The organism is Prauserella oleivorans, from assembly GCF_042685745.1.
In the GTDB taxonomy this organism is placed as follows: Bacteria; Actinomycetota; Actinomycetes; order Mycobacteriales; family Pseudonocardiaceae; genus Prauserella_A; species Prauserella_A oleivorans.
Genome location: NZ_JBHUNT010000001.1, coordinates 4085428 through 4108279 on the forward strand (window position 1 = coordinate 4085428; position 22852 = coordinate 4108279).

General features: G+C 70.9%; 24 protein-coding genes and 1 pseudogene. 7 read left to right on the forward strand and 18 right to left on the reverse strand.

Features of this window, described 5'->3' with window-relative positions; all coding sequences use genetic code 11:
• Window positions 1–83 precede the first annotated feature (83 nt).
• Both ACFSZT_RS20000 and ACFSZT_RS20005 read left to right on the forward strand, forming a co-directional pair.
• Window positions 84–1178 carry a CaiB/BaiF CoA transferase family protein gene (locus tag ACFSZT_RS20000; protein ID WP_377391350.1) on the forward strand — a complete coding sequence of 365 codons (1095 nt, stop codon included), beginning with the start codon at window positions 84–86 and terminating at the stop codon, window positions 1176–1178.
• Window positions 1179–1236: 58 nt separating this feature from the next.
• Complete coding sequence (locus tag ACFSZT_RS20005) at window positions 1237–1431, forward strand: hypothetical protein (protein WP_377391353.1); 195 nt, start codon at window positions 1237–1239, stop codon at window positions 1429–1431.
• 17 nt (window positions 1432–1448) lie between these two features.
• Here the strand turns inward: ACFSZT_RS20005 and ACFSZT_RS20010 are convergent, their stop codons facing one another.
• The 13 genes and pseudogenes from ACFSZT_RS20010 to ACFSZT_RS20070 all read right to left on the reverse strand — a co-directional run bounded on the left by ACFSZT_RS20010 (window position 1449) and on the right by ACFSZT_RS20070 (window position 13980).
• On the reverse strand, window positions 1449–2132 hold the full coding sequence (locus ACFSZT_RS20010) for an alpha/beta hydrolase (RefSeq protein ID WP_377391356.1): 684 nt from the start codon (window positions 2130–2132) through the stop codon (window positions 1449–1451).
• Window positions 2129–3385 (reverse strand): MFS transporter, encoded by a 1257-nt coding sequence (locus ACFSZT_RS20015; RefSeq protein WP_377391359.1) that lies wholly within the window; start codon window positions 3383–3385, stop codon window positions 2129–2131. The genes ACFSZT_RS20010 and ACFSZT_RS20015 overlap by 4 nt, the downstream gene beginning before the upstream one ends.
• A 68-nt stretch (window positions 3386–3453) precedes the next feature.
• Complete coding sequence (locus ACFSZT_RS20020; protein ID WP_377391362.1) at window positions 3454–4605, reverse strand: LLM class flavin-dependent oxidoreductase; 1152 nt, start codon at window positions 4603–4605, stop codon at window positions 3454–3456.
• Between the two features lie 25 nt (window positions 4606–4630).
• A complete protein-coding gene (gene ssuE / locus ACFSZT_RS20025; RefSeq protein ID WP_377391365.1) occupies window positions 4631–5182 on the reverse strand; it encodes an NADPH-dependent FMN reductase in 552 nt (183 codons plus the stop codon).
• Between the two features lie 18 nt (window positions 5183–5200).
• Window positions 5201–6409, reverse strand: coding sequence for an SfnB family sulfur acquisition oxidoreductase (locus ACFSZT_RS20030; RefSeq protein ID WP_377391368.1), 1209 nt, complete (start codon window positions 6407–6409; stop codon window positions 5201–5203).
• A 240-nt stretch (window positions 6410–6649) separates the two neighbouring features.
• Window positions 6650–7148, reverse strand: a pseudogene (locus ACFSZT_RS20035) (DUF1684 domain-containing protein).
• A 1126-nt stretch (window positions 7149–8274) separates the two neighbouring features.
• Complete coding sequence (locus ACFSZT_RS20040; protein ID WP_377391371.1) at window positions 8275–8922, reverse strand: CoA transferase subunit B; 648 nt, start codon at window positions 8920–8922, stop codon at window positions 8275–8277.
• Window positions 8919–9689, reverse strand: a complete 771-nt coding sequence (locus tag ACFSZT_RS20045; protein ID WP_377391374.1) for a CoA transferase subunit A — start codon at window positions 9687–9689, stop codon at window positions 8919–8921. The genes ACFSZT_RS20040 and ACFSZT_RS20045 overlap by 4 nt, the downstream gene beginning before the upstream one ends.
• Complete coding sequence (fahA, locus tag ACFSZT_RS20050; RefSeq protein WP_377391378.1) at window positions 9686–10870, reverse strand: fumarylacetoacetase; 1185 nt, start codon at window positions 10868–10870, stop codon at window positions 9686–9688. The genes ACFSZT_RS20045 and fahA overlap by 4 nt, the downstream gene beginning before the upstream one ends.
• A complete protein-coding gene (locus tag ACFSZT_RS20055) occupies window positions 10867–11736 on the reverse strand; it encodes a hypothetical protein (protein WP_377391381.1) in 870 nt (289 codons plus the stop codon). Before ACFSZT_RS20055 ends, fahA begins: the two co-directional genes overlap by 4 nt.
• Complete coding sequence (locus tag ACFSZT_RS20060) at window positions 11733–12932, reverse strand: homogentisate 1,2-dioxygenase (RefSeq protein ID WP_377391384.1); 1200 nt, start codon at window positions 12930–12932, stop codon at window positions 11733–11735. The genes ACFSZT_RS20055 and ACFSZT_RS20060 overlap by 4 nt, the downstream gene beginning before the upstream one ends.
• Before the next feature lie 115 nt (window positions 12933–13047).
• Window positions 13048–13581, reverse strand: coding sequence for a MarR family winged helix-turn-helix transcriptional regulator (locus ACFSZT_RS20065; protein ID WP_377391387.1), 534 nt, complete (start codon window positions 13579–13581; stop codon window positions 13048–13050).
• 45 nt (window positions 13582–13626) lie between these two features.
• Window positions 13627–13980, reverse strand: coding sequence for a hypothetical protein (locus ACFSZT_RS20070; protein WP_377391390.1), 354 nt, complete (start codon window positions 13978–13980; stop codon window positions 13627–13629).
• A gap of 16 nt (window positions 13981–13996) precedes the next feature.
• On the opposite strand from ACFSZT_RS20070, the gene ACFSZT_RS20075 reads away from it, so the two are divergent.
• Entirely contained in the window at window positions 13997–14119 is a 123-nt protein-coding gene (locus tag ACFSZT_RS20075) for a hypothetical protein (protein ID WP_377391393.1), read from the forward strand.
• Between the two features lie 190 nt (window positions 14120–14309).
• Here ACFSZT_RS20075 and ACFSZT_RS20080 read toward each other — a convergent pair whose 3' ends face one another.
• Together ACFSZT_RS20080 and ACFSZT_RS20085 are read right to left on the reverse strand one after the other, a co-directional pair.
• Complete coding sequence (locus ACFSZT_RS20080; protein ID WP_377391396.1) at window positions 14310–14636, reverse strand: GNAT family N-acetyltransferase; 327 nt, start codon at window positions 14634–14636, stop codon at window positions 14310–14312.
• 42 nt (window positions 14637–14678) lie between these two features.
• Window positions 14679–15506: an oxygenase MpaB family protein gene (locus ACFSZT_RS20085; protein WP_377391399.1), complete on the reverse strand. Its 828-nt coding sequence runs from the start codon at window positions 15504–15506 to the stop codon at window positions 14679–14681.
• A gap of 87 nt (window positions 15507–15593) precedes the next feature.
• On the opposite strand from ACFSZT_RS20085, the gene ACFSZT_RS20090 reads away from it, so the two are divergent.
• On the forward strand, window positions 15594–16214 hold the full coding sequence (locus ACFSZT_RS20090; protein ID WP_377391402.1) for a TetR/AcrR family transcriptional regulator: 621 nt from the start codon (window positions 15594–15596) through the stop codon (window positions 16212–16214).
• 309 nt (window positions 16215–16523) lie between these two features.
• Window positions 16524–17627, forward strand: coding sequence for an HNH endonuclease signature motif containing protein (locus tag ACFSZT_RS20095; RefSeq protein WP_377391404.1), 1104 nt, complete (start codon window positions 16524–16526; stop codon window positions 17625–17627).
• 406 nt (window positions 17628–18033) lie between these two features.
• Here ACFSZT_RS20095 and ACFSZT_RS20100 read toward each other — a convergent pair whose 3' ends face one another.
• On the reverse strand, window positions 18034–18615 hold the full coding sequence (locus tag ACFSZT_RS20100; RefSeq protein ID WP_377391407.1) for a ClpP family protease: 582 nt from the start codon (window positions 18613–18615) through the stop codon (window positions 18034–18036).
• A 91-nt stretch (window positions 18616–18706) separates the two neighbouring features.
• Window positions 18707–19183, reverse strand: a complete 477-nt coding sequence (locus ACFSZT_RS20105) for a DnaJ family domain-containing protein (RefSeq protein WP_377391410.1) — start codon at window positions 19181–19183, stop codon at window positions 18707–18709.
• 47 nt (window positions 19184–19230) lie between these two features.
• Between ACFSZT_RS20105 and ACFSZT_RS20110 the strand changes: the two genes are divergently transcribed.
• Together ACFSZT_RS20110 and ACFSZT_RS20115 are read left to right on the forward strand one after the other, a co-directional pair.
• Window positions 19231–19881, forward strand: coding sequence for a TetR/AcrR family transcriptional regulator (locus ACFSZT_RS20110; RefSeq protein ID WP_377391413.1), 651 nt, complete (start codon window positions 19231–19233; stop codon window positions 19879–19881).
• A 19-nt stretch (window positions 19882–19900) separates the two neighbouring features.
• Window positions 19901–20896, forward strand: coding sequence for an aldo/keto reductase (locus tag ACFSZT_RS20115; RefSeq protein WP_377391416.1), 996 nt, complete (start codon window positions 19901–19903; stop codon window positions 20894–20896).
• A 57-nt stretch (window positions 20897–20953) separates the two neighbouring features.
• On the opposite strand, the gene ACFSZT_RS20120 is transcribed toward ACFSZT_RS20115, so the two are convergent.
• Window positions 20954–22852: an FAD-dependent monooxygenase gene (locus ACFSZT_RS20120; protein WP_377391418.1), complete on the reverse strand. Its 1899-nt coding sequence runs from the start codon at window positions 22850–22852 to the stop codon at window positions 20954–20956.

A 22852-nucleotide genomic window follows, 5' to 3' on the forward strand; every position in this document is an offset into this window, starting at 1 on the left:
GTTCGGCGTCGCCGCCCCGCATCATGTCCGTCTACTGTGGCATGACACGATTCATGCCGCCGACGCATCGAGGTGACACAACAGTGGCTGGACCGCTCACCGGTCTCAAGGTCGTCGAACTGCCCGGGATCGGGCCCGCGCCGCACGCGGCGATGGTGCTCGCCGACCTGGGCGCCGACGTCGTTCGTATCGAGCGGCCCTCGGGGTCGCTCGATGTGAGCGGCGGCAAGCCGGATCACGTGATGCGCGGCAAGCGGTCCGTGGCGGCGAACCTCAAGACCGACGAGGGCCGGCAGCTGGTGCTGCGGCTGGTGGCGAAGGCCGACGTTCTCATCGAGGGCTTCCGGCCGGGCGTGGCCGAGCGGCTGGGTGTCGGACCGGACGACTGCCACGCGGTGAACCCCCGGCTCGTCTACGGCCGGATGACCGGCTGGGGCCAGGACGGGCCGCTGGCGCAGCGCGCCGGCCACGACATCAACTACATCAGCCTCACCGGGGTGCTGCACGCCGTCGGCAGGCAGGACGAGGCGCCGGTGCCGCCGCTCAACCTCGTCGGTGACTTCGGCGGCGGGTCGATGTTGCTGCTCACCGGCGTGCTGTCGGCGTTGTGGGAGCGCGAGCGCTCCGGCGAGGGCCAGGTGGTCGACGCCGCGATGGTCGACGGCGCGAGCGTGCTGGCCCAGATGGTATGGGCGTTGCGCGGGGTCGGCGCCTGGTCGACGGAGCGCGCGGCCAACCTGCTCGACGGGGGCGCGCCATTCTACGACACGTATGTCTGCGCCGACGGACGGTACGTCGCGGTCGGTGCGCTCGAGCCCCAGTTCTACGCCGCGCTGCTCGACGGGCTCGGCCTCGATCCGGCCGAGCTCCCCGACCAGAACGACCGGTCCGGCTGGCCTGTGCTGCGCGCGCGACTCACCCAGGTGTTCGCCAGCCGGACGCGGGACGAGTGGGCGAAGGTGTTCGCCGACACCGACGCGTGCGTCACGCCGGTGCTGACCTTCGACGAGGTCGCCGACCACCCGCACGTCGCGGCCCGGCAGACGCTCATCGAGATCGACGGCGTGGTGCAGCCCGCGCCCTCTCCCCGCTTCTCCCGCACGGCGCCCGACACCCCGGCCGGTCCACCGAAACCGGGTTCGGGCAACGACGAGGTGCTGCGCGACTGGCAGGCGTGACCCTCCGGCCGATCCCGGGTGCGCCGCCGGGCACACCCGGGTTGGCAGGATGAGCGGCATGGCCGCACCCGAGATTCCCCGGCGCGTCGTCCGCGGCATGGCCGTGCTCACCGCGGTCGCCGTCGCTCTGTTCGTCATGATGGTCGCGATGTACGAACCGAACGGCGGTATGTGGTTCTTCGGGTGCGTGATGCTGCTCAGCGCAGTCGCCTTCTGGGCGGCGTACTTCGCCCAGCGCAGGCGGGGCCGGTGAGCCACGCCTGGCACAGGTCAGATCGTCGACCGTAGCGACGTGCGCAGTACCGGCGCCCCACCGGACCGGAACCGTTCGAGAAACAGCAGGATCTCGGCTGCCACGCTGCGGTGGTGGGCATCGTGCAGGACGTCGTGGCCGCTGTCGGCAACACTCACGAGCCGCACCCGCGGCCAGCTCGCCACCCGCTGCCGGACCCGCAGCGACGGGGACAGCACGTCCGCCTCCCCGTGCAGGACCAGCGTGGACACCGTCGGCACGCCGATCATCGGGCGCGGCGGGCTCCGGAGCAGTTCACCGTGCCGGACGTCGTCGCTCACCCGCAGCGCCGCCTGCCGATCCGGGTCGGCGACTCGCCACGCGATCTCCTCATCGCGACCGACCGGCCGCGCGGGCCTCCACTCGGGATCACCGGGCAAGCCGGCCAGCACCAGGGCGGACACCGGCATCCGTTGTGCCGCCTCGAGCGCCACATGCGCGCCGGTGTCGGCTCCGAGCAGGAACCATGGGTGCTCGGCCCGGACCACCGGCTCGCCGGGTGCGGTCACCTCCACCCGGTAGCCCTCAGCAGCCAACCGGGTGGCCAAGCGCCGGTAACGACCGATGCGCTCGCCACGGCCCGGAAGGACGACGACCGTGCCTCTCCGTACGCCGTCGGGCGTCCACGTGCGGCCGGCGGGCCGGTGCTCGACAATCGTCATCCCGGCTCCCCCGTCAGATGCAGGTCGCGCCGCCGGATCGCCGCGGTGGCCCCCGCACTCACCACGGCGACGGCCACCAGGTACGCGCACACCCACCCGATGCCGCCGCCTCCGGCCGCGACCAGTGCGGTGACGAGCATCGGGGTCAGCCCCGACGCATAGATCCCCGAGAACTGGTACACAAAGGACATCCCGGTGTAGCGCGTCCGGGTCGGGAAGAGCTGCGCGAACAACGTCCCCTCCGGCGCGTAGCTGACCGCGTACGCCACGCCGAGTGTCAGCACCAGCACGGTTCCCACCACGATCGGCTCCTTCGTCTGGAAACCGAGGAACGCCGGGTACACCGACAGCCCGAACAGGACCATACCGGCCAGATAACCGGTGCGTGCTCCGTACCGGTCGGCCACCCGGCCCATCACCGGAATCAGGGCCGCCATCAATGCGGCGCCGGCCGTCACCGCGATCAGCACGGGCGTCCGGTCGAGGCCGAGCGTCGTGGTGCAGTAGGTGAGCGCGAACACCGCCCAGGTGTTGAAGGCCACTCCGTCGCCCCACCGGGCCAGCAGGCCGAGCACCACGTGTCGCCGGCTCGCCCGGTCGCGGAACAGCTCGACGAACGGCACGACGTCGCGGGACGTCGCTCCCGCGCGCATCCGTTCGAACTCCGGCGTCTCCTCGACCCGGAGACGCACCAGCAGCCCGACGACCACCAGCACGATGCTGAGCAGGAACGCCGCGCGCCAGCCGTAGGACAGGAACTGCTCCTCGTCCATCAGCCGGCCCAGCAGCGCGAACAACCCGGTGCCGAGCGCGAGTCCGATGCCGAGGCCGACCTGCGGCCAGCTGCCGTACCAGCCGCGCCGGCCCACCGGGGCGTACTCGACGGCGAGCAGCACCGCACCGGCCCACTCGCCGCCGATGGCAAGCCCCTGCAGCACCCGCAGCACCACGAGCAGGATCGGCGCCACGACTCCGGCCTGAGCGTAGGTCGGGAGTAGACCGACCAGGGCCGTCGCGACGCCCATGATGAGCATCGTCGCGACGAGGGTGCGTTTGCGTCCGAGACGGTCACCGATGTGGCCGAACAGGACCGCGCCGACCGGCCGCGCGATGAATCCCACGAAGAACGTCGCGAACGACAGCATGGTGCCGACGACGTCGTTGCCCGCCGGGAAGAACAGTGGGCCGAACACGAGGCTCGACGCTGTGCTGTAGAGGAAGAAGTCGTACCACTCGACGGTGGTGCCGATCATGCTCGACGCCAGCACCGTCCGGTGCCTGACCGGCGTGGGAGCAGCCCGTGCCGCACTGACGCCCAGGATCACCGGGCGGCTCCGGCGAACGGGATGCTCACGTCCTCTTCGCCGACCGCACCGTCCGGGTGCTCCCACAGCCCCCGGCTGCGCAGGATCGGCAGCACACCCTCCCCGAACCAGTACGCCTCCTCCAGGTGCGGGTGCCCGGACAGGATGAATTCGTCGATGCCGAGCGCGTGGTACTCCTCGATGCGCTCGGCGACCTGCGTGTGGCTCCCGACGAGCGCGGTCCCGGCGCCGCCGCGGACGAGGCCGACCCCGGCCCACAGGTTCGGGTAGATCTCGAGGTCGTCGCGCGAACCACGGTGGAGATCGAGCATGCGCTGCTGCCCGGTGGACTCGCTGCGGGACAGTCCACGCTGGACGTTCTCGATCAGCGCCGGATCGAGCGCGTCGAGCAGCCGGTTCGCCTCGGCCCACGCCGCCTCGGCGGTGTCGCGGGCGATGACGTGCAGGCGGATGCCGAAGCGGATGTCCCGGCCGCGGTCGGCGGCGAGCTTGCGGATCCAGGCGATCTTCTCGGCGACGGCAGCCGGCGGCTCGCCCCAGGTCAGGTACACGTCGGCGTGCTCGGCGGCGACCTCGCCCGCGGCGGGCGAGGACCCACCGAAGTAGATGTCCGGCACCGGATCCGGGAGCCGGGAGAGCCGGGCGTCCTCCACACGCAGGTGCGTGCCCTGGTGGGTGACCCGCTCGCCCCGCCACAACGCCCGCACGATCTCCAGGAACTCGCCGGTACGGGCGTAGCGGCCGTCCTTGTCGAGGAAGTCGCCGTAAGCGCGCTGCTCGTGGCTCTCGCCGCCGGTGACGACGTTGAGCAGGAGCCGCCTGCCCGAGTGCCGCTGGAACGTCGCGGCCATCTGCGCGGCGAGTGTCGGGGAGGTGAGCCCCGGCCGGAAGGCGACGAGGAACTTCAGCCTGCGCGACAGACCGGCGAGCATGGCCGTGGTGAGCCACGCGTCCTCGCACCACGCGCCGGTGGGCGTGAGCGCCGCCTCGAACCCGAGCTGCTCGGCGCTGCGGGCGATCTGGCCGAGGTACGCGAGCGTGGCCGGCCGGCTCTGGCCGGTGGTGCCTGTCGGCACGCCGTGGCCGCCGCCCACGAGGTAGCGGCTGTCGCCGTAAGTGGGCAGGAACCAGTGGAACGTCAACGACATCGGGGCGAACCTTTCTCGGACGCGGTCAGGATGCGACGGCCAGTCGCGCGCGCCGGTGCAGCGCTTCGGAGAACGCATCCACAACGGACAACAACGTGGGCTCGGCTTCCGGATCGATCGCCACGTCCCCGCCGGACATGGTGACGAGGCGGTCGAGCAGGAAGTAGCCCTGCACGACGTGCTCGGCGCCCATGGACTGCAGCACGGGGCGGAAGGCGTAGTCGAGGGCCAGGACGTGGGCCAGGCTGCCGCCGGTCGCCAGTGGCAAGACGGTCTTGCCGTCGAGGGCGAACTGCGGCAGCAGGTCGAGCAGCGATTTGAGCAACCCGCTGTAGGCCGCCTTGTACACCGGCGAGGCGACGATGAGCCCCTCGGAGCTCGCGATGGCGTCGGCGACCGCGGCGATGTCGGGGTGCGTGGCGTCGCCGGCGAGCAGGGCGCCGGGCGGCAGTTCCCGCACCGGCGTGACGGCGACGCGGTGCCCCTGGCCGCGCAGGCGCACCGCCAATCGTTCCACGACCGCCTCGGTGCGGGAGGTCGGTGACGGGCTCCCGGTGAGCGCGAGGATTCTGGACATGGTCGAACTCCCGGTGGTCTAGAGCTGCCCGGTGCGGGGTGGCAGCGTTCCATTCAGTGCGTAGCGGCCGATGTGCTGGACCTTCCAGCGAACGGGGTCGTGCAGGGTGTGCGTGCGCGCGTTGCGCCAGTGGCGGTGCAGGTTGGCTTCCTCGGCGGCCGAGCGGGTCCCGCAGACCTCGAACAAGGCGCTGCCGAGCTCCACGGCCGCCCCGTCGGCGCAGGCCTTGGCCGCCGCGACCGCCACCGACGCCGCGCCGGCGGTCTCCTCGGTGAGGTGCGCGCGGGCGTCGTCGACCGCACGCGCGGCGCTGTCGAGGAGAGCCTCCGCCGCCCTCACCCGGACCTCGAGCTCACCGAACCGCTGGATGGTGAGCGGGTCCTCGCACGCGCGTTCCACCCCGGCGTCCGCCCACGGACGGCTCCGGGTGCGCACGAACTCGGCGGCGTCCCGCAGCGCCGAGCGGGCGATCCCGACGTCGATCGCCGCGTGCAGCACCTGAGCGAGCGCACCGTGGAGCTGCGGCCGGGTGAACGTCAGATGGTGCGGCACGACATGGTCGGCCGGCACTCGCACCTGGTGCAGGCGGACGGAGCCGCTGGCGGTGGTCCGCTGGCCCATTCCCTCCCAGTTGTCGACCACCGTCACACCCGGTGCGCCGGCAGGGACGTACGCCACCTGCAGCCGGCCGTCGTCGTCCTTGGCGAGCACCGAGATCCAGTGCGCGAACAGCGCGCCGGTGGCGTAGTGCTTGGCGCCGTCGAGCACGAAGCACCCGTCCGAGGCACGGGTGAGCCGGGTCGCGATGTCCAGCGCGGTGCGCGTGCCCCGCTCGGCCTGGGCGTTGCCGAACCGGCATCCCGCGAGGACCTCGGCGAAGAAGAACCGGCGCTGAGCCTCGGTGGCGTTCTCCCGCAGGACGTTGACATAGACGAAGTGGCTGTGCGGAATCTGTGCGATGTTGGGGTCGGCCACGGCGAGCCGGCGTATCACCTCAGCGAGCGTCCGTACGTCGACGTCCGCGCCACCGTGCTCCCGCGGCACCGTGATCGCGAGCAGCCCGCTACCGGACAACACGTCGATCTCCCCGCGCGGCAACCTCCGGTCGGCGTCGCGTTCGCAGGCCTCGGTGGCGAACCACTCGGCGAGCCGCTCGGCCTCCGCGAGTGCCTCCTCGCCGTCGCGGACGACCCGGGCGGGCGCGTCCGGGCGCGTGGCGATGGTCATGGCCGGGCTCCCACGTCGAGCGGGTCGGCGTCGGCGCGCCGCACGGGAGTGCTGGTGATCCGGGCAACCGAATACGCGAATCGCGAGAAATAGGTCGACATACGCTCCTCACACTAACAACCGCCCGCTTTTCGATCGAGCGGGTCGAATATTTTCCGAGCGAAAAGAAGAGGCCGCCGATCACCCGGAGAAAATAACGCGGCGAAAAGAAATCCGGCGGCGCGCGACCACAGGGAACGGTCAGCGCGGATGACGCTCCCCCGCTTCGACGGCGAACGGCACCATGTTGCCCACCGGAGGCCGGGGGCAGGTGCCGTACGGGGTGAAGGCACCGCGGGTCGAACGCACGGTTGAAGTCGAGTAGCGCCATGCCCGCCCGCGGCCGCGGCACGGACGGCACCCGCCACGACGCGACGGCGCGGTCGCTGGTGCGCTCGCGGAACGCGACGGTCAGGGCACTGCCACGGCCAGGGTGGCGGGCAAGGGAGCGCTCGTGGCACCCGACGGCGAAGTGGAGCGTTCCCACGACGTCCATGCGCTGCCGCACGGACGGTTGCGACGTCGGGAACGCCAGCGTGCGGGGAACCGGCTGCACCGCGAATCGCGCCGGTATCACCGACTGCGGCGTAGGCGGGTACGCGGGAACCTCGGAGAACCCCCGGCTCGCACCGGCGACCGGGGTCGCGCACTCGGATTCCGTACCGTCCCTCACGGCGCAGCACCTCCAGCCGGACGTCACCGACCGATCCGCACACAGCGGATCTCTGCTGACGAATGCTCGATCTCGTCGGTCCGTCGACCGGACGGCCCTCGATGACGAGCCCGTCGCCGGCGCGGGCGCTCACGCACACGGCCCTGGAGTCGGCACTCCACCGGCCGGGAAGGTCGTCGAGAGGTCGTGGGCGCTCGTCAAGCCAGTGCAGCCCGGTCAGGCTCAGCCAGCCGTGGGGTTCCCGGAGCTCGCGGTGCCGGGCATCACGCCACCGCCGCCACTCCTCGAGGAGGGAGGCCTCGGCCACCGGGGTCGTCGTCAGGAATGTCGTCATCACATCGTCCGAATTGCAGAAGACAAAGGTCCGAAAACACCATGTCCGCCGGGGAAGGTGGTGCTTTCTTGGCGACGAGAATGCCCGCGGTACGCAATTCCGGCAACGGTGTCCGGATGATGGACCGGTCTCAGCTCCAGCCGAGCGTGGCGAGTAGTTCCCGGTCGAGAATGGGAACCAGTGTCTGCATGTACGCGGACGTCACGTGGTTGTCATCGAGGTAGACGAGGACGTCTGCCGATCACCGGTGGACACACCTCCGCGGTGCAGAAGTAGTCGCTGAAGACGAGGAAGTAGACGGTCGACGGCAGGTCGGCGAGCGCCGCGTACGGCGGTTCCGGCGGAACACCGCGGCTCGAGGTGTCGAGCAGTCCGGCGGGGAGGCGCCCCGCCGCTCGACACAGGCCGAGGGCGGCGCGTCGTAGCGCGAGTTGTCCCGCACGGCCACCACGGGGATCCCGCCTCGGCACCCGTCGCCACTGCGTGTCATAGCCGGGCGGGGTCCATGTCCGCCAACCGCGGGCGCGCGTCCCGGGTCGCCATGGCAAACACCGTGTCCGGGCGCAGGCCGGCGATTTCCCCGGCCGCCGGTTCCACTTCACCTACCCGGTGTCGATGGGGTCGTGCTCGGTGACCGTCGAGAAAGGACACCCACCGCGGCCCGTCGAGATCGCCTGCCCGTTGCGCCCCCCGCGCGATGGGCCGCAGCGCCGCGACGTACTGCTGCGCGTGCGAGTCGCCCGCCACGACGACCCGCACGCGACGACGGGGCCCGCGCCGGACGGCGCGGGCCCCGTCGTGGTCGCTGTCAGGCCGTTGTCATGCCGCCGTCAACGGTGCCGCCGTCGCGGCGACGACCTGCTCCTCGGTGACGCCGGGAGCCAGCTCCCGCAGCACGAGGCCGTGCTCCGCCACGTCGATCACCGCGAGGTTGGTGATGATCCGGTGCACCACGCGGGCGCCGGTCAGCGGCAGGGTGCACTCGGGCAGGATCTTCGGCTCACCCTTGCGCGTCGTGTGCTCCATCAGGACGAGCACACGCCGGGCACCGTGCACGAGATCCATCGCGCCGCCCATGCCCTTGACCATCGCGCCCGGCACCATCCAGTTGGCGAGGTCACCGCGCTGCGACACCTGCATGCCGCCGAGGACGGCGGTGTCGATGTGGCCGCCGCGGATCATGCCGAACGACAACGCCGAGTCGAAAAAGGACGCTCCGGCCCGGACGGTCACCGTTTCCTTGCCCGCGTTGATCAGGTCGGGATCGACCTCGTCGTCGGTGGGATAGGGCCCGGTGCCGAGGATGCCGTTCTCACTGTGCAGCATGACGTCCACGCCCTCGGGCAGATACGCCGGGATCAGCGTCGGCAGCCCGATGCCGAGGTTGACGTACTCGCCGGGATTCAGCTCTCGGGCCGCGCGGGCCGCCATCTCCTGACGGGACCAGCCCGTCACCGCTGTCGTCATCGCCGGGCCTCCTCGCTCGCGGGACGGACGGTGCGCTTCTCGATGCGCTTCTCCTGCGGCCCGCTGTGCACGACGCGCTGCACGAACACGCCGGGCAGGTGCACGCGCGCCGGATCGATCTCGCCCGGCTCGACGAGCCGCTCCACCTCGGCGATCGTGATCCGGCCCGCCATGGCGGCGAGCGGGTTGAAGTTCATCGCCGTCTTGTTGAAGACGAGGTTGCCCTCGGTGTCGCCCACCTCGGCGTGCACGAGCGCGAAGTCGGCGGTGATCGCCTTCTCGAGGACGTACTCGCGGCCGTCGATCTCCCGCGTCTCCTTCGGCGGGGACGCCACGGCCACCGACCCGTCGGTGTTGTACCGCCAGGGCAGGCCACCGTCCGCGATCGGCGTGCCGACCCCGGCCGGGGTGTAGAACGCGGGCACACCGACGCCGCCCGCCCGGAGCCGTTCGGCGAGCGTGCCCTGCGGCGTCAGCTCGACCTCCAGCTCGCCGGCGAGGTACTGGCGGGCGAACTCCTTGTTCTCGCCGACGTAGGACGCCGTGACCCGCGCGATGCGGCCGGCGGCGAGCAGCACGCCGAGGCCGTGCCCGTCGACGCCACAGTTGTTGGAGAACACCTCGAGCCCGGTGGCGCTGCCCTCCGCGATGGCCGCGATGAGCGTGTCGGGGATGCCGACCAGGCCGAACCCGCCGACCGCGAGCTTCGCGCCGTCACCGATGTCCGCGACCGCCTCGGCGGCGGTCGCCACGACCTTGCCCGTCATCGTTCGGTACCCGTGGCCGGGAGGATGCGGCCCCGCACCTCGCCGAAGCCGAGCCTGCCCCCACCGGCGGCGGGCGCGGTGGCGGTGATGGCGACCTCGTCGCCGTCCTGCAGGAAGGTGCGCTCCTCGCCCTTCACCGTGATCGGCTCCTTGCCGCCCCAGGTCAGCTCGATGAACGCGCCGCGCTGGTGCTTCTCCGGTCCGGAGATGGTGCCCGAGGCGTACAGGTCGCCGGTGCGGCTGGCCGCGCCGTTGACCGTCATGTGCGCCAGCATCTGCGCGGGCGACCAGTACATCGTCCGGTACGGCGGGCGCGAGACCACCTCGCCGTTCCACTCGACGGCGAGGTCGATGTCAAGGCCCCACGACTCGCTTTCCCGCAGGTACGGCAGCGGCTCCGGGTCCTGCCCGGGCAGCGGCACCCGGGCGGCTTCGAGCGCCAGGATCGGCACCACCCACGGCGAGATCGACGTGGCGAAGCTCTTGCCGAGGTTCGGGCCGAGCGGCACGTACTCCCAGGACTGGATGTCGCGGGCCGACCAGTCGTTGACCAGGACGGCGCCGAACACGCGGTCGGCGAACTCGTCGGCGGGCACGGTGGAGCCGAGCGGCGAGCCGGTGCCCACGATGAACCCGAGCTCGGCCTCGATGTCCAGGCGCTTGCTCTCCCCGAACGTCGGGGCGGCCTCGTCGGGCGCCTTGCGCTGCCCGCACGGCCGCACGATGTCGGTGCCCGACACCACGACGGTGCCCGCTCGGCCGTGGTAGCCGACCGGCAGGTGCTTCCAGTTCGGCATGAGCGGCTCGGCGTTGGGCCGGAACAGCCGGCCGAGGTTGGCGGCGTGGTGCTCCGAGGCATAGAAGTCGACGTAGTCGGCGACCTCGACGGGCAGGTGCAGCGTCACGCCGGACACGGGGTGGACGGCGTCGTCGGGAAGGTCACCCGAGACGAGCTCGGTGACCTGACGCCGCACCTCCTCCCAGCGGAGCCGGCCCTGCGCCATGAAGGCGTTGAGCGAGGGCTGGGCGAAGACGTCGTCGCCGAGCGTCGCGGCAAGGTCCACGACCGAGTCGGCGACGCGCACGCCGACTCGGGGCGCGGTGCCCGGTGTCGAGAACACGCCGTAGGGCAGGTTCGCAAGCCCGAAGAGGGAGCCCTCCGGGATGTCGATTCTGGTCACGCGGTGACTCCTTCTCCGCTGCGCACGGACTCGGGAACGAGAGCAAGCTCCACGAGCTCGTCGAGCGGCTCGGTGATACTGCAGGTGCCGAAGGACACGAATGCCCTGCGGGCGGCCGCCGCCCGCTCGTCGCCAAGGCCGCGCACCGCGGCCGCGACCGTATCCCCGTCGCGTTCGGAGAGCACGCCCACCAGGTCCGCCTCCCCGGCGCCGCCGAGGGCGGCATCGGTGGCGAGCAGCAGGTTGAGGAACCCGTGTTGCTCGAACCCGGTCTTCGGGTCGGTGTTGCGGAGGGCGTGGTGCAGCCCGGCCGTCGCCTTGAACGGGACGTTCGCCTCGACGACCGCGGCGATCGCGGCGGCGAGCTCCCGCTCGTCGGGGTAGAGCTCGGCCTTGACGCCGCCGGTGCGGAACTTCGCCTTGTGCCCGCTCGCGGCGATCGCCGCGATCACCTCGGGCCTGCGCTCGTCGCGCGGCACTTCCACGTAGACCGTGGCGCCGGGGGCGGCCGCACACGCGCGGCCGAGCGCGCCGACGAAGTCCGGGACGGTCATCTCGGCCGGAACGGCGACCTCGAACGCGACGATGTCCACGGGCAGGGCGCGCGCCTGCTCGACGGCGGCCGTGACCTGGTCCGGGCCGGCCGGCGCGGTGACCGCGAGGTCCAGGCGGTCACCGTCGCCGATCAGCGTGCCCAGCTCGGCGAGCGCGGGGGCGGCGAGGACGAGCGGCCCCACCAGCTCGCCGTACGAGCCGGCCCGGTGCTCCCGGTGCGCGGGCACGGCGTCGGCGAGCGGGGCGAGCCCGGGCGGGAACACCGCCGCGTCGTCGCACAGCCCCCTCGCGAAGACGGGAAGCCGGCTCACTGCTGCGGCCCCCTGCCCGACCAGGTCCAGGCGTAGCCGGGGTCCTCGCACGCCAGTGCGCCCTCGCCGAGCTCGAGCGGCCGGAAGGTGTCGACCATGACGGCGAGCTCGTCGAAGAACTCGGCGCCGATGCTCTTCTCCACGGCGCCCGGCTGTGGACCGTGCGAATGGCCACCGGGGTGCCAGGAGATCGAGCCCTGCCCGATTCCCGAGCCCTTGCGTGCCTCGTAGTCCCCGCCGCAGTAGAACATGATCTCGTCGGAGTCCACATTGGAGTGGTAGTACGGGACCGGAATGGACAGTGGGTGGTAGTCCACCTTGCGCGGCACGAAGTTGCAGATGACGAAGTTGTGGCCCTCGAAGGCCTGGTGCACGGGCGGCGGCTGATGCACGCGGCCGGTGATCGGCTCGAAGTCGTGCACGTTGAAGGTGAACGGGTACAGGCAGCCGTCCCAGCCGACCACGTCGAACGGGTGCTGCGGGTACACCATCACCGTGCCGCCGATGGCGCCGCCGACCCGGTGCTTGACGTACACCTCCACGTCGGTGCCCTCGGCCTGCAGCGGTTCGGTCGGGCCGTGCAGGTCGCGCTCGCAGTAGGGCGCGTGCTCCAGCAGCTGGCCGTAGCGCGACAGGTAGCGCTTGGGCGGCGCGATGTGGCTGTTGGCCTCGATCGCGTACGCGCGCAGCGGGCCCTCACCGTGGGGCAGCCAGCGGTGCGTGGTCGACATCGGTAGGAACACGTAGTCGCCGGACTTGACCTCCAGCGAGCCGAACACGGTCTCCACGGTGGCCTGGCCGGACTCGATGTAGACCATCTCGTCGCCGGTCGCGTTGCGGTAGAGCGGCGAGTCCTTGGTGGAGACGGCGTAGGAGATCCGCACGTCGCCGTTGCCCAGCACCAGCCTGCGCCCAGTGACCACGTCGGTCTCGGCCCAGGTCTCCTTCGGGAACAGGTCGTGCAGCTTCAGATGCCGCGGCTTGAGGGGGTGGTTCGGCGTGGTGGAGAGGTCGGGCAGCTCCCAGACGCGTGAGTCCACGATCGCCGAGGGAATGTTGCGGTGGTACAGCAGCGAGGAGTCGGAGACGAAACCCTCTTCGCCCATCAGCTCCTCGTAGTACAGCCCACCCTCGGGGTTCCGGTGCTGAGTGTGGCGCTTGGGCGGCACGGTGCCGACCTGGCGGTAGTACGCCATGACTGCCTCCTTGCTGTCGGTCGAGGGCGGAAGACGCTTCCTGTAATAGTTAATGTATGTACTAGTTGCCGTCAAGCCCTCGGGCCGGACCGGATCGGCGTGGGAGCGTGTGACGTCAGTTGCGGCCGCGCACGTCGAACTGGTCGCGGTTGGTCACCAGTTTGTCGAGCAGCATGATGAGAATCCGCTGCTCCTCGGCTGAGAGTACGCTCGCCCAGCCGTGCTCGCGCTCGTTGTGCTCGCGGAACACGTCGATCATCTCCCGGTGTCCCGCGTCGGTGAGCGACAGCAGCACCGACCGGCCGTCGTGCTCACCCGGAGTGCGGCTCAGGAGACCGTCGGCGACAAGTGTCTTGGTGAGGTTGGAGACCGCGGCCCGGCTCATCCCGGTGAGCTCGGCGGCCTTCTTCGCCTCGAGCGGGCCGGCCAGCCACGTCACGAACAGCAGCCGGAACCCCGACCACGACCGGCCTCTCGGGCGGTGCACCGAGGCCTCGAGGTCGTAGGTGACGATGTTGGAGGCCCGGTTGAGGGTGAGCAGCAGCTCGGTGGCGAGCTGGTGCCGGAAGCCGTACTCGCTGGACAGCCGGCGGTTGGCGAGCTCGACGAAGGACCAGAAGTCCAGTTCACCGCGCTCGCCCGCCGCCATGCCGCCAACCTTAGTACCTGGAGAAATTAGTTAACATCGAAACTACTACGAGGTGGTCACGGGCGCGACCTGCTCGGCCTCCGGCGCCCGGGACTCGCGCGGAACCTTGAGGAACGCGAGCATCAGGGCGCAGACGAGCAGGCAGCCGATCGGGAAGTACAGCCCCAGCGACACGTCGTCCGCGGTGGCGTTCTGACCGATCACGTACGGGCCGAAGAACCCGCCGAGTGCCGCGACCGTGTTGATCGCCGCGAGCCCGACCGCCGTGTGCTCCCGCGACAGCACACGCGACGCCATCGCCCAGTACGGAGCCATGTAGCCGAGGACACCGACCGCGACCATCGACAGGCAGGTCAGGCCGAGCACGGTGTCGCACGGCGAGATCGCGTCCTCCGTCATCGGCATCTCCGCCGTGGTGCCCCAGAACGGGAGCGCGCAGACGAGCATCGGCCTGTCGTTGTGCGAGGTCGGCGACGAGGACGCCCTCGGCGCGCTGGTGGTCGACGCCGCCCGCCGGCTGGGCAGCCTGCTGCGCTGAGGCACCGGACCGCGGCGAGTGCCGGGGTCATTGGCGCGGGGGCGGTCGAGATGCGCGGGCACGGTGCTGTGCAGGGTTCGGTACCGCGCCGCGGTCGGCAGCTGTGCCGCTGCCGGGCGACGTGCGCCTCGCCCGGCAGCGTGCCGGAGCTCCCGGAGTCGTGCCGCCTATGCGCAGGCGACAGAGCAGGCTAGGCGCCGTCGTCCCCGGAACCGGCTCCGTCGCCCGGCCAGCGGACATACGGTGTGTACTGGTTGTGCTTGCGGACGTAGTTGGCGATGAACGGGCACACCGGCACGAGCGTCTGGCCGCGCCCCATCGCGTCGTCGAGCGCCCCGGCCGCGAGCGTCGTGCCGAGCCCCTGGCCCTCGTAGGCGTCGTCCACCTCGGTGTGCTTGAACACCGTCCGACCGCCCTGCTCCCGGTACTCGCTGTAGCCCGCGACCGTGTCGCCGACCCACACCTCGTACCGGCTCGACTCCTCGTTGCGCACCACGCGTGTCGCCTCATCGGCCATGACCTCATCCTCTGGGCCACGCTGCGAGCGCACAAATCGGCGTCACACCAGCGGCTTGCCTCTCCGCAGCCGGCGTCGCAGGTCCCACAGGTAGGCGTTGTACGGGAACTCCCGTAGCGGGGTAGGCAGCGCCCGGATGACGCGGCCGGTGACCGCCGTGAAGCGGTCGAAAGCCTGCTGCCTGCGCGGAGACCACGGCAGGCGCATCTGGTCCCGGAACTCCTGAGGCAGAAAACCCGTCGTGACGAACAGGTTGAACGGTCCGAAGAGGACACTGAACGGCCGGGGAAGGAACCGCAGGGTCGCGATGCCGTGGAGGTACTCGCGCACGGTGTCGTCGATGGACACCTTCTCCAACGACCGCTCCCAGTACTCCTGGAACGCCGCCCGGTCGGCGGGCCACATCTCCGGCTTCACCTGCAGCGTCGTGCCCAGTGGCGCCGCGGCGCGGTACACCGCGTCCAGCTCGCCGGGCTCCAGGCGTCCGACGAAGGCGTGGTAGATGTCCTCGAATCCCTTGTACAGGCAGGCGGCGACCCAGAGCTGCAGGTCCGGGTCGAACGCGTTGTACTGCACGGGGCTCGTCTCGGTCGAGCGGACCTGCGCGTGCTGCCGGTTGACGGCGCGCCGGTAGGCCTTGCGCTCCTCGTCGGTGCCGAGCATGGCCACCGCCAGGTACGTCAGCGTGGTACGGGTGCGCTTGAGCGGGCGTTTGTACACATTGCCGTCGTCGACCCTGCTCTCGACCACGCCGTAGCCCACGCCCGGCCGCGCCAGCTGCATGATGATGTTCGCGGCCCCGGCCATCAGCCCGGCTCCGATCACCACGTCCTGCCGGACGTCGGACAGCTTCGTCACGGTGGCATCCATCGTCGGCTCCTCCTCGGCCGGGCCAATCTGCACACGCCCGTTCGCAGATATGCAACGCGATCATCGCCGGGGTGTCAAGATGGAGGCATGGACAGCGCACCGCTGCGGACCTACGGGGGCGTGACCGGCAGCGACCGGCAGGCCGAGCGGAGAGCCCAGCTGCTCGAAGCGGGACTCGAGCTGCTGGGCGCCGTGGACGGCGAGCACAACCTCAGCGTGCGCGGCGTGTGCCGGCAGGCGGGCCTGGCGGCACGGTACTTCTACGAGAGCTTCGCCGACCGCGACGCTTTCGCCGTCGCCGTCTACGACCACGTCGTCGAGGACATCGCCGCCACCACCTTGGAGGCCGTGCAGGCTGCCCCCGAGAACGCACGCGCGAAAGTCCGGGCCGGCCTGACGCGGCTCGTACGCACGATCGCCGACGACCCACGCCGCGGCAGACTGCTGTTCTCCCCCGCGCTCAACGGCACCGTGCTCGCCGCTCGGCGGGTCGAGTCGACGCGGATGTTCGTCACCCTGCTCGGCCTGCAGGCCCGCGAGTTCTATGGCATGGGCCGCAGCACCCGGCTCGAGATCGCATCCGAGATGCTCGTCGGCGGTCTGGCACAGACGCTCACCTCATGGCTCAACGGCACCCTTCCCGCCACGGAGGAGGAGATCGTCGAGTACTGCGCCGAGCACTTCCTGGCGGTTGCGGGGCGGTTTTGAGGGGGCAGAGCAGGGCGGTCCCGGTAGGACGGTTGCTTCCATGGCGCGCCGCGAACACGGCGTCCTTCAGGTTGCTGTCGACTCTGGCCGTTTTGGAGTCGGCCGGCGTTTGTGATGGTTGCCGGAAGTTGCTTGGGTGATCGGGTTTCAAGCACGCCTTCGGCGCGCCGTGAGAAACTGCCGCTGCACGCATCACCTTGCATTGTCTGATTGCCATCGGCAGTTCCCCACGGAACGGGCATCGTGGTAACATTCCGTTGTTTCTTGCTTCACCCTTTAGGTCCGTCATTCTCCGGTAGAATCGTTGACATGGGGGAAGGTTCTATCGAGTGCCTGGTCGAGCTGGAGCGCGAGATTGCTCGGCTGCAGGCGTTGCAGGTACGGGAGATCGCCGACTATTCGGCGACGCGTGGTGAGACTGCTGATGTGGCGTCCGAATTGGCGTTGGGATTGTCGATTTCGGAGAATGCGGCGCGGATCAGAATAGGGCTGGCGCGGGATTTGGTGTCCCGACTTCCGGGGACGCTGGCTGCGTTGTCGAGGGGCGATATTGATGCGTACAAGGCGTCGAAGGTTTCCGAGCCGACCGCCGTCCTATCCGACTCGCTGGCGCGGGCCGTCGATGCAGTCGTAGCTGATCGGCTGGCTGGGCGGGACCCCTCGTCGATTCGGCGGATGGTCAACCGGGCGGTGCAGAAGGTCGATCCGGAGGGCGCGGCGGCGCGGGCGGAGGCCCGGCGGCGGGAACGGCGTGTCGAGCTGCGGCACACCGTTCATGCGATGGCCACCCTGACTGCTGACCTGCCCGCCGAAGTTGCCTCGGCCGCCTACGCCCGGATCGACCGCCGGGCCCGTTGCCTGCGCAACTCCGGGGATCAGCGCACCATGGACCAGCTCCGCGCCGACGTGTTCACCGACTTGTTGCTCGGCGAGCACTCGAGCGGTGGCTCGCCGAGGGCGGAAATCTTCATCCACATCGATTTCGCCACGTTGACCGGTCTGGCGAGCAACCCCGGAGACCTCGCCGGCCACGGACCACTCCCGGCGCCGATCGCCCGCGCGATCGCGTTCGACCCCAACTCCACCTGGCGGCGCATCATCACCGACCCGCACACCGGCGCCCCGATCGACGTCGGCTGCGAACGCTACCGGCCACCGGCCGTCACCGCCGACCACGTCACCATCCGCGACCGGGAATGCCGCTTTCCGACCTGTCACCGGCCCGCCCAGTTCACCGATCTCGACCATGTCATCCCGCACCAGCGCGGCGGCGCCACCAACACCGGCAACCTCATCGGCCTCTGCCGACGCCACCACCGCACCAAACACACCCCCGGCTGGCACTTCGACCTCACCGACACCGGCACTCTGCACATCACCACACCCGCCGGCCACACCTACCGGACGCCATAACGCCGGGCACACCGAGACAGGGGCAGCCCCGCGCGACTCAGGGCACGGAGTGATGCGCACGCGCGTACCCGGGCCGACCCGCCACTATCGCCTGCCGGCGGTCAACCGAGCGAGCGGACTCGGGGGCGGCCACCCATGCCATACCCGCACGCCCGCCAGGCATGACGGGCCAGCGCAGCACGCCGTTGCCCACCGGGTCTGCACCTCGTTGTCGTGCCGCTGCCACGACACCGGCCGGCAGGTGAGCGAAACGCCTTCGACACCGAGCTCGAACACGCTAACCGAGAACGGCCGCTCCCGGCACGACTGAACGACCCAGCCCGCCGCCCTGCCAAAACTCACCGACCGAACCCGCCGCCATCACGAGCCCGCCGTGTGCAAGCCACTGCCGACCAACCCCGCGCCATCACGGCCTGGAACGGATGCCGCCGCCGAGAATGTGGTCGACCAGCCCGTACTCGCGGGCCTGCTCGGCGTCGAACCAACGGTCGCGGTCGCCGTCGGCGAGGATGCGCTCGACGGGCTGCCCGGTTCGTTCGGCGATCAGCTCGGCGATCTCCTGCTTGCTCCGGCAGAGCATCTCCGCCTGCGTGCTGATGTCGGACGCCGTGCCGCCGATCCCGGCGGTCGGCTGGTGCATCATCACGGCCGTGTGCGGCAAGACGTAACGCTTGCCGGGCGTGCCACAGGTGAGCAGTACCTGCCCCATCGACGCCGCCAGGCCCATCCCGACCGTGACGACGTCACAGTCGATCAGCCGCATGGTGTCGAGGATCGCCAGCCCCGCTGACACCGATCCACCGGGCGAGTTGACGTAGAACGCGATGTCGCCGGCCGGATCGTCCGCGGCCAGCAACAGCAGCTCCGCGGTGATCCGGTTGGCGACGTCGTCGTCGACTTCCTGGCCCAGCACGATGATGCGTTGCCGCAGCAAGCGCCCGGCGAGCGTGTCGGAAAGGTCAGCTCCCGAAATCAAGTCTGAGGTCATGCCCGTGGACGCTAGAGCACCGAGCCGTGTGTCCACAGTGTTCGAACGCCGAATTCGCTTGCGGCGAAAGGATTTCGCCCGCAGCGGACAGTCAGGAACGGCGACGCCGACGGCGCCACCACCGGGCGCGCGGCTCGCTCGGCCGCGGTACGTCCGGCGTGCGCTCGGGACGGACCGGCGTGGGGCACGCCGCCTTCCAGTCCGCGACGACCTCGTCCACGTCGACAGGCGCGACATGCACCCGCGGTCCGACACCTGAGCGGATCCACCGCGCGATGCGGAGGTTGAGCTCGTGCGCGGTCCTGCGGACCTCGTCCTCGGTGCGCAAGCCGGCGACGGTGTCCGGCAACCGCTCGACCTCCTTGCGCAGGAGCAGCGGCTCCGGAAGGGCAGCCTCGAGCGACAGCCCCTCGCGTTCGGCGTAGGTCGTCAGCCACGGACGGTCCAGGTTGGACAGCGGCTTCCCGGCACCGGGGAGGTTGTCGAACTCACCGCGCTCCTCGGCCTCGCGGATCTGCTTCTCGATCCACGACTCGAAGCTCATCCCCGGCGGCTTGCGTTCGGCCATCTCACACCCCCTGGTTATGATACATGTGTATCACCAAGGAGCGACCCGTGCCAAGAACCGCCGACCATGCCGAACGCCGTGCGCAGATCATCGACGGCCTCCTGTCCTTGGCCGCCCGCGAAGGCCTGCACGCGGTCACCCTGCGGGCGGTGGCAGCCGAGGCGGGCGTGTCGCTGCGTCTCGTGCAGTACTACTTCCACACCAAGGCAGCGCTCATGCACGCCGCGCTCGTCGAGCTGGAACGGCAGAGCCACCGGCGGTTGGCCGCGCGACTCGCCACGCTGCCCGATCCCGTTCCGGCACGCACCCACGTCGAGGCGCTGCTGGCCGAGGCCCTGCCCACCGACGAGCGCAGCCGGGCTTTCCACCGCACGTGGACGTCGTACGCCGTGCTCGCCATGACCGACCCGGAACTGGCGGCACAGCCGTTCGTCGACGGGCCGCGCCGGCTCGAACGCGAACTCACGACGGTCCTCGCCCGCGCCGCGGGGCAGCTGGCCCCGGACGCCGATCCAGCGGCCGAGGCGGCACGGCTGCTCAACCTCGCCCACGGCCTCGGCACCGGCGTGCTCGTCGGACAGCGCACGGTCCCCGAGGCGCAGGACGTCCTGGGATATCACCTCGACCGGCTCTTCGACCGGGAGCCGGAGTTCGCGGGCGCGGCCACGGTCTGGGACCGTCGTGGCAACGCCGACTGACCATTCCCGGAGGAGCACCATGCAGACCCGCACGCTCGGCAGCACCGGCCCGACCGTCTCCGCCCTCGGCCTGGGGCTCATGGGCATGTCCGATCTGTACGGTCCGGCCGACGACGCCGAGTCGATGGCCACCATCCACGCCGCCCTCGACGCGGGCGTGACCCTGCTCGACACGGGCGACTTCTACGGCATGGGCCACAACGAGCTGTTGCTGCGCGACGCCCTGCGCGGCCGGGCGCGGGAACAGGCCGTCATCAGCGTGAAGTTCGGAGCACTGCGCGACCGGGAAGGCGGCTGGAACGGCATCGACGGCCGCCCCGAAGCCGTCAGGAACTTCGCCGCCTACAGCCTGCAGCGGCTCGGCACCGACTACATCGACATCTATCGTCCGGCGCGGGTGGACCCGGCGGTGCCGATCGAGGACACGGTCGGCGCCATCGCCGAGCTGATCGAGGCCGGTCACGTGCGGCACATCGGCCTGTCGGAGGTGAACGCGCGGACGCTGCGCCGGGCGGCGGCCGTCCACCCCATCGCCGACCTGCAGATCGAGTACTCGCTGATCACGCGCGACATCGAGGCCGAGATCCTGCCGGCCGCGCGGGAGCTCGGGATCGCGATCACCGCGTACGGCGTGCTCTCCCGCGGGCTACTCAGCGGACACTGGACCCCGGACCGCGAGCTCACGCCGGGCGACTTCCGCGGCATCACCCCGCGTTTCCACCGGGGCAACGTCGAGCGCAACCTGGAGCTGGTCGACGCGGTGCGTGGCATCGCCGAGACCAAGGGCGTCACGGTCGCGCAACTGGCGATCGCCTGGGTCGCCTCGCGCGGGGATGACATCGTGCCGCTTGTCGGTGCCAGGACGCGCGAGCGGCTCGCCGAATCACTCGGCGCCGCGGACGTCACGCTCACCGACGACGATCTGGCCGCCCTCGAGAAGGCGGTGCCGCCGGGCGCGGCCGCCGGTGCGCGGATGGCCGAGCCCCTGCTGGAGGAACTGGACAGCGAGCGGTAGCGCTGGTGCACCGGCCCCGCCCGGGTCTGTCGGAACCCGAACGGGGCCGGGGGTCGTTCAGCGCACTCGCGCGGCGATCGATGCGCAGTCGGCGAACACCTCCGGGCCGACCCGGTCGCCGAGCAGCATCGCGAGCCTGGTCAGAAAACCCTCGCGGTCGGATTCCTCGGCGCCGTCCAGTGCCTCCGACAACGCCAGCCACACATTCTCGCGGGCCTGTTCGGCGGCGGGCGCCGAGCTGGCGGCCTCCTCCGGAGCCGTTCCGGCGGGCGCGGTGCCGGCGAGCACGTGGGCGGCGAGGTCGCTCAGCTCGGCCACGTCGGTCGTGCGGCAGAGGACGAGACCGTCCGGGCGCACCACGAAGACCTCGCCGGGCCGCGCGCCGAGCGTGGCCGCGATCTCGCCGCCGGCGTCGTCGAGCACGGTCAGGTCCTCGCCGGGATCGAGCGTCGTGCCAGGCGCGGACACGACCACGGCCTTCACCGTCTCCGGAGCCAGCGACTTCTCGAGCTGTTCGGCCGCAGCGGCCACGACGTCCGCGATGGCGGGCCCGACCCCGAACCCGAACAGGGCGAATCCCGTGCCACGGACGTCGTTGAGGGAGGTCTCCTCGACACCTGCCGCCGTCACCCGGCGCACCCGCCGGTCCTCGAGCGGGTCACCGGGCAGCACGCCCTCCACGGCGGGGTCGATCGGCCACGTCAACGGCGAGGCGTGGGCGTGCGTGGCGCTGGACTGCCGCGGGTTCAGCAGGTGCGAGAACTCCGGACGTGTCGTCGCGAGCGCGAGGATCGCGTCCCGGGTGGCGCGGTAGCCGTGCGTGCCCGGCGACATGATGAGCGTCGACTTGCCCGCGTTGTCCACGTTCTGCTGCCACGCCGACCGGCGCTCCGCCGAGTACACGCGCAGCAGCGCCTCGTCGGCCTCGTTCTCCAGGACGGCGGCGAGCTGCCACGCGAGCGTCTCGGCGTCCTCCATCCCGGAGTTGAGCCCGCGCACACCGAAGATCGGCACCAGGTGGGCCGCGTCGCCGGCGAACACCACGCGGCCGTGCACGAACTCGCGCAGGGCCAGGGCGCGAGCGCGGTAGAAGCCGTGCCATTCCAGCGTCCACGGGACGTCGTTCTCGAGCCACGACAGGTGCCGCGCGATGCGGTCGCGGATGCGGTCCTCGCCGGTCTCGACCTCCGGGTCCTCGGCCGCGTCGAGCTGGTAGTCGATCCGCCAGATGTCGCGCGGCTGGCGGTGCATGATGATCGTCGAGCCGGGGTTGCTCGGCGCGTCGAACCAGACGAGCCGCTCGGCGGGCAGGTCGGACGGCCAGTGGATGTCGGCGATGACGTAGTTGCCCTGGTAGCTGGTCCCCTCCAGCCGCAGGCCCGCCAGCGAGCGCATCGCGCTGCGACCGCCGTCGGCGGCGACGACCCAGCGGGCGCGCAGCGTTCGCGGGCCGAAGGCGGTGCCGACCTCCAGCCGGACCTCCTCGCCGGTCTGCTCCAACCCGGTCACCTCGGCCGACCAGTGCAGGGTGACCAGCGGGTGCGCCAGCAGGGCGTCCACCATCACCTGTTCGATCTCGGACTGCGACACGTTGACCATCGGGGGCCGCACCGCGTAGTCACCGTGCGGCATCTCGAAGTGCAGCACCTCCTGGTCGCGGTAGAAGCTGCGGCCACCGACCCACGGGAGCACGATCTTCTCCAGCTCGGGTCCGAAGCCGAGCCGGTCGGCGACCTCCAGGCTGTGCCGCGAGATGCAGATCGCCCGGCTGCCGAAGGACACCTGGTCCGCCGCCTCCAGCACCGTCACCCGGATTCCGCGCCGGGCCAGCCCGAGCGCGACCGCCATCCCGACCGGGCCCGCTCCGGCCACCACCACGGGCAGCGGCTCATCGGCCTGCCCCATCGAGGTGAAGTCCGACGCGGGGTACTTCTTCGGGTGGTAGTAGGCGGTCAT

Coding starts and splice junctions, on each gene's coding strand:
- ACFSZT_RS20080 (WP_377391396.1), bottom strand. CDS start 14,636: ATGGCCGATGAGGCGACACGCGTGGTGCGCAACGAGGAGTCGAGCCGG.
- ACFSZT_RS20060 (WP_377391384.1), bottom strand. CDS start 12,932: ATGGCGTACTACCGCCAGGTCGGCACCGTGCCGCCCAAGCGCCACACT.
- ACFSZT_RS20010 (WP_377391356.1), bottom strand. CDS start 2,132: ATGACGATTGTCGAGCACCGGCCCGCCGGCCGCACGTGGACGCCCGAC.
- ACFSZT_RS20095 (WP_377391404.1), top strand. CDS start 16,524: ATGGGGGAAGGTTCTATCGAGTGCCTGGTCGAGCTGGAGCGCGAGATT.
- ACFSZT_RS20020 (WP_377391362.1), bottom strand. CDS start 4,605: ATGTCGTTGACGTTCCACTGGTTCCTGCCCACTTACGGCGACAGCCGC.
- ACFSZT_RS20090 (WP_377391402.1), top strand. CDS start 15,594: ATGGACAGCGCACCGCTGCGGACCTACGGGGGCGTGACCGGCAGCGAC.
- ACFSZT_RS20015 (WP_377391359.1), bottom strand. CDS start 3,385: ATGATCGGCACCACCGTCGAGTGGTACGACTTCTTCCTCTACAGCACA.
- ACFSZT_RS20065 (WP_377391387.1), bottom strand. CDS start 13,581: ATGGCGGCGGGCGAGCGCGGTGAACTGGACTTCTGGTCCTTCGTCGAG.
- ACFSZT_RS20070 (WP_377391390.1), bottom strand. CDS start 13,980: ATGACGGAGGACGCGATCTCGCCGTGCGACACCGTGCTCGGCCTGACC.
- ACFSZT_RS20045 (WP_377391374.1), bottom strand. CDS start 9,689: ATGACGGGCAAGGTCGTGGCGACCGCCGCCGAGGCGGTCGCGGACATC.
- ACFSZT_RS20105 (WP_377391410.1), bottom strand. CDS start 19,183: ATGGCCGAACGCAAGCCGCCGGGGATGAGCTTCGAGTCGTGGATCGAG.
- ACFSZT_RS20100 (WP_377391407.1), bottom strand. CDS start 18,615: ATGACCTCAGACTTGATTTCGGGAGCTGACCTTTCCGACACGCTCGCC.
- ACFSZT_RS20120 (WP_377391418.1), bottom strand. CDS start 22,852: ATGACCGCCTACTACCACCCGAAGAAGTACCCCGCGTCGGACTTCACC.
- ACFSZT_RS20085 (WP_377391399.1), bottom strand. CDS start 15,506: ATGGATGCCACCGTGACGAAGCTGTCCGACGTCCGGCAGGACGTGGTG.
- ACFSZT_RS20040 (WP_377391371.1), bottom strand. CDS start 8,922: ATGACGACAGCGGTGACGGGCTGGTCCCGTCAGGAGATGGCGGCCCGC.
- ssuE (WP_377391365.1), bottom strand. CDS start 5,182: ATGTCCAGAATCCTCGCGCTCACCGGGAGCCCGTCACCGACCTCCCGC.
- ACFSZT_RS20030 (WP_377391368.1), bottom strand. CDS start 6,409: ATGACCATCGCCACGCGCCCGGACGCGCCCGCCCGGGTCGTCCGCGAC.
- ACFSZT_RS20005 (WP_377391353.1), top strand. CDS start 1,237: ATGGCCGCACCCGAGATTCCCCGGCGCGTCGTCCGCGGCATGGCCGTG.
- ACFSZT_RS20115 (WP_377391416.1), top strand. CDS start 19,901: ATGCAGACCCGCACGCTCGGCAGCACCGGCCCGACCGTCTCCGCCCTC.